The organism is Gilliamella sp. ESL1225 (genome assembly GCF_058502635.1).
On record NZ_CP196358.1, the window covers coordinates 514,586 to 528,020 of the forward strand.

Here is a 13,435-nt window from a genome sequence, read left to right on the forward strand (position 1 = left end):
AACGTGTTATAAATAACAATATATGACAGCACAAAATGCGATTAATTATCGCTTTTAAGTTCATGTTTTTGTGAACGACCTAATAGTGCCATAGCGGCTAATTTAGGATCTTTATTTTCATAAAGGACTTGGTAGATTTGTTCAATAATTGGCATATCTACTTGATGTTTTTGAGCCAAGAGCCACACTTCTTTTGTATTGCGGCGTCCTTCAACAACTTGACCAATGATGTTTTGTGCATCATCAATAGATTTATTTTGACCTAATAATATGCCAAAACGACGATTTCGTGATTGATTATCGGTGCATGTTAGAACTAAATCACCTAATCCCGCCATTCCCATAAAAGTGGCTGGATCGGCACCCATTACAGCACCTAAGCGCATCATTTCCGCTAGGCCACGGGTAATTAATGCTGTTCTGGCATTAGCGCCAAAACCTAAGCCATCAGATAAGCCAGCACCTATCGCAATAACATTTTTAATTGCACCACCTAATTGCACACCAACAAAGTCATGACTACTGTAAACACGGAAACTTTTACTGCAATGAAATAGATTTTGTAATTCTTGTAAAAATTCATTATCACTTGAAGCAACGGTCACAGCGGTAGGCAATCCTGATGCGACTTCTTTAGCAAAAGTTGGACCTGAAATAACAGCAAGTGGCATGTTATCCCCTAAAATCTCAGTTGCTACATCTTGTAATAAACGACCAGTATTAACTTCTAACCCTTTTGTTGCCCAAACGATTTTAGAATCTTGTCGTAAAAAAGGTTTTATCTGTTTTAAGATATCGCCAAAAGCATGGCTGGGCACGACAATTAACAAAATAGACGTGCTCTGTACTGCCATTTGTAAGTCTAATTCGATATGTAATTGTTCTGGAAAAGAAATATCAGGAAGAAATTGTTGATTTTGTCCATCTTGTTTTAGCTTTGTCATGGTATCAACATTATGACCCCATAAGAGCGTTTCATGTCCATTACGCGCTAATAAAATGGCAAGCGAGGTGCCGTAAGATCCGGCACCAAGAACGGTTACAGCTGCATTTTTTTTCGTCATGAATTAATTAATATCCGTTGCAAAAAAACAATGAAGATTATTGTAATGTATCAGCTGGGGCAGTTTCTTGTTGCTGCTGCTGTTGTTGCTGAAGATAATTCATATAAAAAGCATCAAAATTGACAGGTTCTAAATTAATGGGTTGGAAAGTCCCTTTATTAATTAAGCTTGCAATGGCTTCACGGGCATAAGGGAATAAAATATTTGGGCAATAAGAGGCAACGCAATGTTGTAATTGGCTTTCATTAAATCCAACCATAGCAAAAATCCCTGCTTGCGTCACTTCACAAATATAAGCGACTTCATCTTGAGATTTAACCGTTAATGTCACTCGTAATGCCACTTCATAAAGATTGTTTTCTAATCCTTGAGAAGATGAATTCATTTCAATATTAACTTCAGGTTTCCATTCTTTAGTAAATATATGCGGAACGTTAGGCGTTTCAAAAGAAACATCTTTAATATAAATACGTTGAATAGAAAATGATGTTTCAGGTTGAGCAATATTATTTTGTTCTGTCATGATTAAACCTTCTTGTTGATTATATTATTTCCGAACTAATGGTAAATTTTCACCATTCCAGCCAGCAATGCCATCTTTAAGTACATAAACAGTTGTAAAGCCTTGAGTAACAAGGTTCTCAGCTGGTTTATTGGCAGTAAGACCATTATCGTCGATCACAATAATTGGATTTTGTTTATATTTTTCAATTAATTTAATACTACCGTTATTAATATCGATCGGTAAAATATTAATGGCTTCAGTAAGATGACCTTTTTTGAAATTATCCGCGGAACGAAGATCAACAATAACAGCATCATTTTTATTAATCAGATTAATGGCTTGCGCATTAGTAATGATTTGCACTTTTGAGAATCGTGTTTTGACGGTTAAAACAATAATAACCACAAGCAAAACAATCCAAGCCAAGGATAATATCAAATGATTTTTTATAAAGGGTAAAATTTCGAGCGTAATAAAATCCATATCGTTCTAAATACCTAAATTTCAGATTAAGCGCAGATTATAACGATATTAAACGATGAAATATAGTACCAATCTCTAATTCTTCGTATTTTGTTAGGATTACGATGATAATAACATTGAACGTTAAAATGGCATAAACCTACATTTTTTTTCGGTTTAAGCTATATCAATATCATAATCCTATATAAAAAAGGAATTGCTCTGTGAAAAAGACTGTTTTGCATTTTTTTAGTGCAGTTTAATAATTTTCTTAGCGTCAAATTGGTGCAATTTAATTTTTCTTTTTAAAGAGTATTACAACTAAGAAAAAAAATAATCTTAGCTCATCAGTAATTAACACGAATTTTTTTAATAAATAAAAATTGGCATTTTATTTGCATAGTAGATTTATTAAATAATATATACAAAGTACATAATGGTTGATATTGGAAAATAGTCATCTATTATAATTATATGATTAATTGTTGTCCCTAAATGGAGAATATTCATGTCTACACAAAAAGTCCTTACATTAATAAAAGAAAATGATGTTAAATTTGTTGATTTACGTTTTACTGATACAAAAGGTAAAGAACAACACGTGACAATTCCTGTCAGCCAAATCGATGCAGATTTCTTTGAAGATGGAAAAATGTTTGATGGCTCATCGATAGCTGGTTGGAAAGGCATCAATGAATCAGACATGGTATTAATGCCAGATGCAACAACGGCTATCATCGATCCTTTTTATGAAGATTCAACGTTAGTTTTGCGTTGCGATGTTTTAGAGCCAGCCACATTACAAGGGTATGATCGTGACCCACGTTCAATTGCTAAACGTGCCGAAGAATATTTAAAATCAACAGGTATTGCCGATACGGTTATTTTTGGACCAGAGCCAGAATTCTTTTTATTTGAAGATGTGCGTTTTGGTACACCTATGTCAGGAAGTTATGTTCATATTGATGATATTGAAGCAGCTTGGAACTCAGGCACTAAATATGAAAATGGTAATAAAGGTCATCGCCCAGCTGTAAAAGGCGGTTATTTCCCTTTACCTCCGGTGGATTCTTCACAAAATATTCGTTCAGAAATGTGTTTAATCATGGAACAATTAGGATTAGTTGTTGAAGCTCATCATCATGAAGTTGCAACAGCGGGTCAAAACGAAATTGCATGTCGTTTTAATACATTAACTAAAAAAGCAGACGAAGTTCAAATTTATAAATATGTCGTGCAAAATGTTGCCGATGCTTATGGTAAAACCGCAACCTTTATGCCAAAACCAATGTTTGGCGATAATGGTTCAGGTATGCACTGCCACCAATCTTTGTCTAAAGATGGCGTTAACCTTTTTGCCGGTGATAAATATGCTGGTTTATCTGAAATGGCAATTTATTATATTGGTGGGATTATTAAACATGCTAAAGCCATTAATGCGTTTGCAAACCCAGCAACTAACTCTTACAAACGTCTTGTACCGGGTTACGAAGCACCTGTTATGTTAGCTTATTCAGCACGTAACCGTTCAGCATCTATTCGTATTCCTGTTGTAACTAGCCCTAAAGCGCGTCGTATTGAGGTTCGATTCCCAGATCCAGCAGGTAACCCTTACTTATCATTTGCTGCGCAATTAATGGCAGGTCTAGATGGCATCATTAATAAAATTCATCCAGGTGATGCGATGGATAAAAATCTGTATGATCTACCGCCTGAAGAATCTAAACTTATTCCACAAGTAGCAGGTTCATTAGAAGAAGCATTAAAAGCACTTGATGCCGATCGTGAATTCTTAACTCGTGGTAATGTATTTACTGATGATACTATTGACGCGTACCTTAAATTAAAACAAGAAGAAGTGGATCGTGTTCGTATGACTCCGCATCCAGTTGAATTCGAGCTATACTATAGTTTATAAATTTATAGTTCATACATTTAATGGTTTATCTGTTTAAAGGATTTATAAATTAACGAAAATTAAAAATCTTAATTTATAAATTCCAATTGTTAAAAGACGTGTTTTGAGACAAAACATTTTTATTGTCAATAAATACTAAGAAAGTAAATCGCCTATTATGACTATTTTAATCATTAAAATAGTCGTAATATTTATTGTTTATCAAATCAAACCTATTGAGATAAGATAATAAAACTTATTTAGGATCCTTTAATTTTTAGATTTCAGTTTGTATCTAAAAGCCATACCGATTATTAATTAACCTGCTCTAAAGGTAGAATGGAGAACCATCATGACGTTTGCGAATGAATTTAATGCAAATCTTGTTCTTGATTCTATTATTACCAATATTCTTATCCTTGATAACGATCTTAATATTTTATATGCCAATTCTGCTGCTCAACAGTTATTGTCACAAAGTTCAAAAAAATTAATTGGCATGCATCTTATTGATTTATTTAGCTATTCATCAATGGATTTTACGCTAATGCAAGGTGCATTAGGCGAAAATCAAATTTTTACCGATAATGAAATTAACTTAGTTATTCATGATGAATTGCATATTTTGTCATTGACCGCGCAAATGTTTGATAACCACATTTTGATTGAAATGTCCCCGTTAAATAGTCACAAACGACTCAGCCAAGAACAATTGCAACAAGCGCAGCAAAGTGCTGCGCAAGAATTAGTGAGAGGCTTAGCCCACGAAATTAAAAATCCATTAGGTGGCTTACGAGGCGCTGCACAACTTTTAGCTCGCCAATTACCGCAAAATGAATTGCAAGATTACACGCAAGTTATCATTGAACAAGCAGATAGATTGCGCAATTTGGTTGATAGATTACTTGGACCTCAGCATTTAATGCAGCAAAAAGTAGAAAATATTCATAAATCGATAGAGCGAATTTATACATTATTATGTTTAGAAAAATCACAAACGGTCAATATTATTCGTGACTATGATCCGAGTCTACCCGATCTGTTACACGATTCCGAGCAATTAGAACAAGTTATGTTGAATATTACGCGCAATGCCTTACAAGCCATTGGCGATCAATATGGCTGTATTACTATTCGAACACGCACTGCTTTTCAAGTCACCTTACAAGGTCAACGCTTTAGACTTTGTGCACGCATTGATATTGAAGATAATGGGCCGGGTATTCCTGTTAATTTACAAGATACGTTATTTTATCCGATGGTCAGCGGTTATGAAGGGGGAACAGGATTAGGATTATCCATCGCTCGAAATATTATTGATAAACATCATGGCAAAATTGAATTTAATAGTTGGCCAGGTCATACAGAATTTTCGATTTATTTGCCAATATGGCAATGAGGTAAAATAAAATGCATATTTGGATTGTTGATGATGATGCATCTATTCGCTGGGTACTTGAAAAAGCATTAACCAATGCCAAGTTCACCTGCGTCAGTTTTTCAAATGGGCAAGATGTCATGTCGGCATTAGAAAGCTATGTTGAAAAACCAGCCGTACTCATCTCGGACATTAAAATGCCCGGTATTGATGGATTTACACTATTAAGCTATATCAAAGAAAAGTTGCCTAATTTACCCGTTATTATCATGACGGCTCACTCTGATTTGGATGCTGCCGTCAATGCTTATCAAAAAGGCGCTTTTGATTATATTCCCAAACCTTTTGATGTTGACGAAATGGTGCAGCTGGTTGAACGCGCTATTTTACATAGTCAAGAAATTAAAGGTAATCAAACAAAATTAAATTCGGCAACAACTGGCATGATTGGCGAAGCACCTGCTATGCAGCAAGTATTTAGAATCATCGGTAAATTATCTAAATCCTCAATGAGCGTTTTAATCAATGGTGAATCAGGTACCGGTAAAGAATTAGTTGCTAATGCCTTACATACGCATAGCCCTCGATCTTCTCATCCTTTTATTGCACTTAATATGGCAGCGATCCCTAAAGATTTAATCGAAGCCGAATTATTTGGACATGAAAAAGGTGCCTTTACCGGCGCTTCGCAAATCCGTCATGGGCGTTTTGAACAAGCCAATGGAGGAACACTGTTTTTAGATGAAATAGGCGATATGCCGCTCGATGTTCAAACACGATTATTACGCGTTTTAGCCGATGGTCAATTTTACCGTATTGGTGGTTATGCACCGGTCAAAGTCGATGTTCGCATCATTGCAGCAACCCACCAAGATCTAGAAGCACGAGTTAAAGATGGTAAATTCCGAGAAGATTTATTTCATCGTTTAAATGTTATTCGTATTTTATTACCGCCATTACGCGAACGCCCTGAAGATATCCCCCAATTAGCAAATTATTTTTTACATACCAGCGCCAAAGAATTAGGTATTGAGGCTAAAATATTTAGCCAAGAAGCGTTAGATATTTTATGCCAAAGTTATTGGTCCGGTAATGTGCGTCAACTCGAAAATACTTGCCGCTGGGTTACAGTAATGTCTTCAAGTAAAGAAATACTTGCACAAGATCTGCCCCCTGAACTTTTACAAGCACATCATTATCCTAATATTAAAAATAGTTCAATTAATCAAAATAAATCTACTTTAGCTGATAAAATCGAAAGTAAAAACAACGATTCTTATGATTGGCAATCTCCTCTTACGCTTTGGACACAACAAGCGTTACGCGACGGTAAAAAAGAAATTTTAACGGATGTTGTGAATCAAGTTGAACGTATTTTATTAGATTGCGCTTTAAATTATACCCAAGGTCATAAGCAAGATGCCGCGAATATCTTAGGTTGGGGGCGTAATACGTTGACAAGAAAATTAAAGGAATTAAAGTAAAAAATAACAATTTACCGAACAAAAGGAGTATTAATCATGCAAGAGCTTTATTTAATGCGCCATAGTCAAACACTATTTAATCAACTGCATCGAATCCAAGGTGCATGTGATTCCCCACTGACAGAACAAGGCATCAATGATGCGATTGAAGTCGGTCAATATTTTAAAGATCAAAATATACATTTTGATCATGCCTATAGTTCAACTCAAGAACGTGCCTCCGATACATTAGAATATATTACCAAACAACCCTATGAACGCATAAAAGGGCTGAAAGAATGGAATTTTGGGGTATTTGAAGGACAAAGTGAGCAATTAAATCCTAAAATTAGTAACGACAGGCATTCCTATGGTGATTTTTTTGTACAATTTGGTGGTGAATCAGACTTAACTGTTCAAGAGAGAATGAACCAAACACTCATAAACCTGATGAATCGACCTAATCATAACCGAGTGTTAGCGGTTAGCCATGGAGGATCTTGTTATATGTTTTTACAAAAATGGTTATCTTATACTGAAATCCAAAAAAAAATATCACACTTTCATAACTGCTGTATTTTGCATTTCAGCTTTAAAGATAACTCTTTTCAGTTTATCGAATTTATTAATGTTAAAGATTTAACGTAATCATATAATTAATTCATCACAAAATAAGTGAGGTAATCGACCATTAATCGTTTATCTCACTGGCACAAGCAAAAGCACTGCTCCATGCCCACTGAAAATTAAAACCACCAAGCCAACCTGAAACATCAACCACTTCACCAATAAAATAAAGGTTAGGTTGTGATTTTACAGCCATGGTTTTCGAGGATAATACTTGTGTACTAATACCACCTAGCGTTACCTCGGCTGTGCGATAACCTTCAGTCCCATTAGGAATAATTTCCCATGCCGTAAGTGATTGATATAGTGACTGCTGATCTTTACTTGTCAATTGCTTAACCGGTTTATCAACCACTAAATTTAATTGGATTAAAACATCAATTAGCCGTTTAGGTAAAATTTGTGCTAAACAATTTTTCACACTCAAATGAGTATTTTGCTGCAATAAGCCTTCAAAATCACCGTTAGGTATCATATTAATCGTAATTGCTTGCCCAGTTTGCCAATAATTTGATATTTGTAAAATTGCAGGGCCCGAAAGCCCCCTATGGGTAAAAAGCATATCACCTTGAAACGTGGTTCTTTCACAACTTACCGCAACAGGTAACGAAATGCCAGCAAGTGTTGATAAAGTAGCAAGTAACGGTTTATGTAATGTGAAAGGAACAAGCCCTGCACGAACAGGCACGACAGGCAAAGCCAATTTTTCAGCTAACTTATAAGCAATGGGGGTCATTCCTAAAGCTGGCATTGACAGCCCACCTGTTGCAATAATTAATTTGTCTGTTTCAAAAATACCGCTAGAAGTCGATAACTTTATTTTTTCATTTGAAAAATCTGCGTCATTAAATTGGGTTTGCATTATAAATTTAACATGACCTTTATGGCATTCTGCCATAAGCATATCGACGATATCTTTTGCTGAATTATCACAAAATAACTGTCCATCACTCTTTTCGTGGTAAGCAATATTATATTGATTAACAAGGTGAATAAAATCCCATTGCGTAAATCGTTTTAACGCTGATTTACAAAAGTGAAGGTTTTCTGATAAATAATTTTTTGCCTCGATATTAAGATTGGTAAAATTACATTTCCCCCCACCAGACATTAAAATTTTACGTCCAGCTTTCTTACCATTATCAATAACTGTTACAAAGTGACCTTTTTGCCCAAGCAGTGCAGCACAAAATAATCCTGCTGCCCCAGCGCCAATAATCGTAATATGTGAAGTCATAATTTTATATGTAAGTTAATCTAATTAAATTATAGCAGTTCTGACTTAGCCTAGTCGATATTTATACATTTTACTTCATCCATCATTTTTATAGCAAAAGCTTAACCATTTATTATGGTTCGAAACAAGACATATAAAAAAACAAAATAATGTCATGTGCTTTTATTTAGCATAGCATTATTAGCTTTACTAATAAGATATATAATAATTATTAAAAGATTGACATATAAGTATAATTTATTTGACCAAACAGTATTTTATCGTTAATTTCTCAACCTAAAGTCAGCAGACTTAATTCGGATAAATTATAATAAAATCAATAAAAACGAGGCAATGATATGTTATATAACCAGCATCATGAAAAAGATAACTGTGGATTTGGATTAATCGCGCATATAGAAGGTAAACCTAGCCATAAAGTTGTGCGCACAGCTATCCAAGGATTAGCCAGAATGCAACATCGTGGTGCAATACTATCAGATGGTAAAACTGGTGATGGCTGTGGATTATTATTGCAAAAACCTGATCGTTTTTTTCAATTAGTTGCTAAAGAAGCAGGATGGCGTTTAGCGGCTAATTACGCCGTTGGCATGCTTTTTTTAAGTCAAGATAAACAAGAAGCGCAAGCGAGCCGCAATATTATTGAAGAAGAACTTGCAAACGAAACCTTATCTATTGTTGGTTGGCGTAATGTGCCTATTGATACCAATGTCTTAGGCGAAATCGCCTTTTCTTCTTTACCGAAAATTGAGCAGGTTTTTATTAATGCCCCTGCTGGCTGGACTAAAATTGACCTTGAAAGACGTTTATATATGGTACGTCGTCGCATTGAAAAGCGTGTTCAAGATAAAAGCTTTTACGTTTGTAGCTTTTCAAATCAAGTGATTGTCTACAAAGGTCTTTGCATGCCCAAAGACTTACCCCGTTTTTATTTAGATTTAGCCGATTTGCGGATGGAAACGGCAATCTGCCTCTTTCATCAGCGTTTTTCTACAAATACCATACCGAGATGGCAATTAGCTCAACCATTTAGACATTTAGCCCATAATGGTGAAATAAATACTATTGAAGGTAATCGCCAATGGGCACGTGCACGCTCTTACAAATTTAAAACACCTTTAATTCCTGATTTACAAGAAGCAGCGCCTTTTGTTAATGAAACAGGTTCGGATTCAAGCTCACTCGATAATATGTTAGAGCTATTTTTAGTGGGTGGGATGGATATTGCGCGTGCAATGCGCTTATTAGTGCCGCCTGCATGGCAAAATAATCCTAATATGAGCGATGATTTACGTGCTTTTTTTGATTTTAATTCCATGCATATGGAGCCTTGGGATGGACCGGCTGGCATCGTATTATCAGACGGTCGTTACGCGGCTTGTAATCTGGATCGTAATGGTCTACGCCCTGCTCGCTATGTGATAACAACCGATAAACTAATAACCTGCGCCTCTGAAGTTGGGATCTGGGATTATAAAGCCGATGAAGTTGTCCATAAAGGACGAGTAGGACCAGGGCAATTATTAGTCATCGATACTGAAAAAGGACATATTTTACAATCATCAGAAACGGATAATGATTTACAAAAACGTCATCCTTACAAAGAATGGCTAAACAAAAATGTAAAACGCCTGATTCCATTTGAAGATTTGAGTGACGAAAATATTGGATCGCGTAATTTTGATAATGAAACATTAGCAATTTATCAAAAACAATTTGGCTACACAAGTGAAGAGCTTGATCAATGTATTCGAGTGATAGGTGATAACGGACAAGAAGCGACCGGATCAATGGGAGATGATACGCCTTTTGCGGTATTATCCGAAAAACCTCGCTTGATTTATGATTATTTCCGACAAAAATTTGCTCAGGTGACCAATCCGCCTATCGATCCCTTACGAGAAGCGCATGTTATGTCACTGTCAACCAGTATTGGGCGTGAAATGAATGTCTTTGCCGAAGCCGAAGGGCAAGCGCATCGTGTTTCATTTAAATCGCCGGTTCTTCTTTATTCTGATTTACAACAATTAACCGCACTAGAATCACGCTATTATAAGTCAGAAACCTTAGACATGACCTACGAAATCGATGGTAGCTTACGTGATGCTTTAGAGCAATTATGTGGTGATGCTGAAAACCTTGTTCGCCAAGGCACAGTATTATTACTCTTGTCCGATAAAAATATTGCCGCCGACAGGCTCCCTATTCCTGCACCTATGGCAGTTGGTGCCGTCCAACAAAGGCTTGTCGAAAAAAATCTGCGTTGTGACGCCAATATTATTGTTGAAACAGCAAGCTGTCGTGATGCACATCAATTTGCTGTGTTAATTAGCATTGGGGCAACCGCGATTTATCCTTATCTTGCCTACGAGAGTCTTGCTCAAATGGTCGATGAACATACGATTAATAAATCTTATCGTGAAGTCATGATAAATTATCGTAATGGCATCAATAAAGGTCTTTATAAAATCATGTCCAAAATGGGCATTTCTACTGTCGCTTCTTATCGATGTTCCAAATTATTTGAAGCTGTTGGGATCCACAAAGAAGTCATGGATTTATGTTTTAAAGGCTTTATTAGTCGAATTAGTGGTGCCAATTTTGATGATTTTGCAAATGATTTATTTGAATTATCTAAACGTGCTTGGTTAAAACGTAAACCACTTGAGCAAGGTGGTCTTTTAAAATATGTTTCAGGCGGTGAATTTCATGCCTATAATCCTGACGTTGTCCAATCATTACAAAAAGCAGTTAATAGCGGTAATTATGACGATTATAAACGCTATGTTGATTTTGTGAATCATCGTCCAGTTACAACCTTACGTGATCTTCTTACTCTAAATCCACCAGCAAATGCGGCAATTCCCTTAGACGAAGTCGAACCCGAAGAGGCATTATTTAAACGATTCGACTCAGCTGCTATGTCAATTGGCGCCTTAAGTCCTGAAGCACATGAATCACTTGCAACCGCTATGAATACGCTTGGCGGATTTTCAAACTCTGGAGAAGGCGGAGAAGATCCTGCGCGTTATAACACCATTAAAGTATCGCGCATAAAACAAGTTGCATCGGGGCGCTTTGGGGTAACTCCGAGTTATTTAATGAGTGCCGATGTTATCCAAATAAAAGTTGCACAAGGTGCAAAACCAGGTGAAGGCGGCCAATTACCAGGCGATAAAGTCACACCTTATATTGCAAAACTTCGTTATTCAGTGCCGGGTGTTACCTTAATTTCACCACCACCGCATCATGATATTTATTCAATCGAAGATTTAGCACAATTGATTTTTGATCTCAAACAAATCAATCCCCGGGCAATGATTTCAGTAAAATTAGTTTCAGAGCCGGGTGTTGGAACAATTGCAACAGGCGTAGCCAAAGCTTATGCCGATTTAATTACGATTGCAGGTTATGATGGTGGCACAGGCGCAAGCCCCCTTACTTCAGTAAAATATGCGGGTTCACCTTGGGAACTTGGATTAGTCGAAACACAACAAGCACTTGTTACAAATGGGCTGCGCCATAAAATTCGATTACAAGTGGATGGGGGATTAAAAACCGGTATCGATATTGTAAAAGCCGCTATTTTAGGTGCGGAAAGTTTTGGTTTTGGCACAGGACCAATGGTCGCACTTGGCTGTAAATATCTTCGAATTTGCCATCTTAACAATTGTGCGACTGGCGTTGCAACGCAAGATGAAAAATTACGATTAAATCATTATCATGGTACGCCAGAGAAAGCCATGAATTATTTTAGGTTTATCGCACAAAATACACGCGAAGTGATGGCAGAACTTGGCGTTAGCCGTATCGTCGATTTAATTGGTCGGACGGATCTATTACTCGAACTTGATGGCATAACAAGTAAACAACAGAAAATTGATCTTGCTGATTTACTCGTCACAGCAACGCCGAAAGATAATTACCTGGTTTATTGTACACAAGATAATAAACCGTTTGATAAAGGTGATTTAAATAACGAAATTCTTACGCAAGCAAAAGATTTTATTGATCGTCGTCAATCAAAAAATTGGGTTTTTGATATTCAAAATACCGATCGATCGGTTGGGGCATCCCTTTCAGGTTATGTTGCAAAAAAATACGGCGAACAAGGTTTGGCAACCGATCCGCTTACGCTTAATTTCCATGGCACAGCAGGGCAAAGCTTTGGTGTATGGAATGCAAACGGCATTAATCTTGCCTTAACAGGTGATACTAACGATTATGTCGGTAAAGGTATGGCCGGTGGGCAAATTGTGATTCGACCACCACTTGGTTCTTCTTTTTTAAGTAATGACGCAACCATTGCTGGTAATACTTGTTTATATGGTGCAACAGGCGGCAAACTCTTTGCCGCAGGTAAAGCCGGTGAACGATTTGCTGTTCGTAATTCAGGTGCGATTAGTGTTGTTGAAGGTATTGGTGATAACGGCTGCGAATATATGACGGGCGGTATAGTTTGTGTACTTGGTAAAACAGGGGTGAATTTTGGTGCCGGTATGACGGGCGGATTTGCTTATCTTCTCGATGAAGATGGCGAATTATCTAAACGCATTAATCCGGAATTAGTCGAAATCATCAATGTTGTTGATCATTCGCTGCATGAAGAACATTTGCGCGGTTTAATTATGGAACATGCACAATTAACTCATTCTTCTTATGCCGACGCTATTTTAGCGAATTGGGACGATTTTGCCGTTAAATTTAAATTGATTAAACCAAAATCTAGCGATATCAAATCATTACTTGGACACCGCAGTCGTAGCTCGGCTGAGTTACGAGTTCAAGCTCAATAAGGAGAA

General features: G+C 36.6%; 9 protein-coding genes. 5 read left to right on the forward strand and 4 right to left on the reverse strand.

Going from position 1 to position 13,435, the window contains the following annotated elements; all coding sequences use genetic code 11:
• Window positions 1-41 precede the first annotated feature (41 nt).
• From gpsA to ACSYSW_RS02280, 3 genes are read right to left on the reverse strand one after another with little or no spacing between them, the layout of a single operon-like run.
• Entirely contained in the window at window positions 42-1,064 is a 1,023-nt protein-coding gene (gpsA, locus tag ACSYSW_RS02270; RefSeq protein WP_491704897.1) for an NAD(P)H-dependent glycerol-3-phosphate dehydrogenase, read from the reverse strand.
• Window positions 1,065-1,101: 37 nt separating this feature from the next.
• Entirely contained in the window at window positions 1,102-1,587 is a 486-nt protein-coding gene (gene secB / locus ACSYSW_RS02275; RefSeq protein WP_491704896.1) for a protein-export chaperone SecB, read from the reverse strand.
• A gap of 24 nt (window positions 1,588-1,611) precedes the next feature.
• Window positions 1,612-2,052, reverse strand: a complete 441-nt coding sequence (locus ACSYSW_RS02280; protein ID WP_491704895.1) for a rhodanese-like domain-containing protein — start codon at window positions 2,050-2,052, stop codon at window positions 1,612-1,614.
• 487 nt (window positions 2,053-2,539) lie between these two features.
• Here ACSYSW_RS02280 and glnA point away from each other — a divergent pair, with 487 nt between their 5' ends.
• The 4 genes from glnA to ACSYSW_RS02300 all read left to right on the forward strand — a co-directional run bounded on the left by glnA (window position 2,540) and on the right by ACSYSW_RS02300 (window position 7,417).
• Window positions 2,540-3,949, forward strand: a complete 1,410-nt coding sequence (gene glnA, locus ACSYSW_RS02285) for a glutamate--ammonia ligase (RefSeq protein ID WP_491704894.1) — start codon at window positions 2,540-2,542, stop codon at window positions 3,947-3,949.
• Window positions 3,950-4,280: 331 nt separating this feature from the next.
• Window positions 4,281-5,327 carry a nitrogen regulation protein NR(II) gene (gene glnL / locus ACSYSW_RS02290; RefSeq protein ID WP_491704893.1) on the forward strand — a complete coding sequence of 349 codons (1,047 nt, stop codon included), beginning with the start codon at window positions 4,281-4,283 and terminating at the stop codon, window positions 5,325-5,327.
• Between the two features lie 11 nt (window positions 5,328-5,338).
• Window positions 5,339-6,790 carry a nitrogen regulation protein NR(I) gene (gene glnG / locus ACSYSW_RS02295; protein ID WP_491704892.1) on the forward strand — a complete coding sequence of 484 codons (1,452 nt, stop codon included), beginning with the start codon at window positions 5,339-5,341 and terminating at the stop codon, window positions 6,788-6,790.
• Window positions 6,791-6,826: 36 nt separating this feature from the next.
• Window positions 6,827-7,417 carry a histidine phosphatase family protein gene (locus tag ACSYSW_RS02300; RefSeq protein WP_491704891.1) on the forward strand — a complete coding sequence of 197 codons (591 nt, stop codon included), beginning with the start codon at window positions 6,827-6,829 and terminating at the stop codon, window positions 7,415-7,417.
• 43 nt (window positions 7,418-7,460) lie between these two features.
• On the opposite strand, the gene ACSYSW_RS02305 is transcribed toward ACSYSW_RS02300, so the two are convergent.
• Window positions 7,461-8,633: a BaiN/RdsA family NAD(P)/FAD-dependent oxidoreductase gene (locus ACSYSW_RS02305; RefSeq protein WP_491704890.1), complete on the reverse strand. Its 1,173-nt coding sequence runs from the start codon at window positions 8,631-8,633 to the stop codon at window positions 7,461-7,463.
• Window positions 8,634-8,971: 338 nt separating this feature from the next.
• Here ACSYSW_RS02305 and gltB point away from each other — a divergent pair, with 338 nt between their 5' ends.
• On the forward strand, window positions 8,972-13,429 hold the full coding sequence (gltB, locus tag ACSYSW_RS02310) for a glutamate synthase large subunit (protein ID WP_491704889.1): 4,458 nt from the start codon (window positions 8,972-8,974) through the stop codon (window positions 13,427-13,429).
• Window positions 13,430-13,435 lie beyond the last annotated feature (6 nt).

Coding starts and splice junctions, on each gene's coding strand:
- glnG (WP_491704892.1), top strand. CDS start 5,339: ATGCATATTTGGATTGTTGATGATGATGCATCTATTCGCTGGGTACTT.
- ACSYSW_RS02305 (WP_491704890.1), bottom strand. CDS start 8,633: ATGACTTCACATATTACGATTATTGGCGCTGGGGCAGCAGGATTATTT.
- ACSYSW_RS02280 (WP_491704895.1), bottom strand. CDS start 2,052: ATGGATTTTATTACGCTCGAAATTTTACCCTTTATAAAAAATCATTTG.
- glnA (WP_491704894.1), top strand. CDS start 2,540: ATGTCTACACAAAAAGTCCTTACATTAATAAAAGAAAATGATGTTAAA.
- secB (WP_491704896.1), bottom strand. CDS start 1,587: ATGACAGAACAAAATAATATTGCTCAACCTGAAACATCATTTTCTATT.
- ACSYSW_RS02300 (WP_491704891.1), top strand. CDS start 6,827: ATGCAAGAGCTTTATTTAATGCGCCATAGTCAAACACTATTTAATCAA.
- glnL (WP_491704893.1), top strand. CDS start 4,281: ATGACGTTTGCGAATGAATTTAATGCAAATCTTGTTCTTGATTCTATT.
- gltB (WP_491704889.1), top strand. CDS start 8,972: ATGTTATATAACCAGCATCATGAAAAAGATAACTGTGGATTTGGATTA.
- gpsA (WP_491704897.1), bottom strand. CDS start 1,064: ATGACGAAAAAAAATGCAGCTGTAACCGTTCTTGGTGCCGGATCTTAC.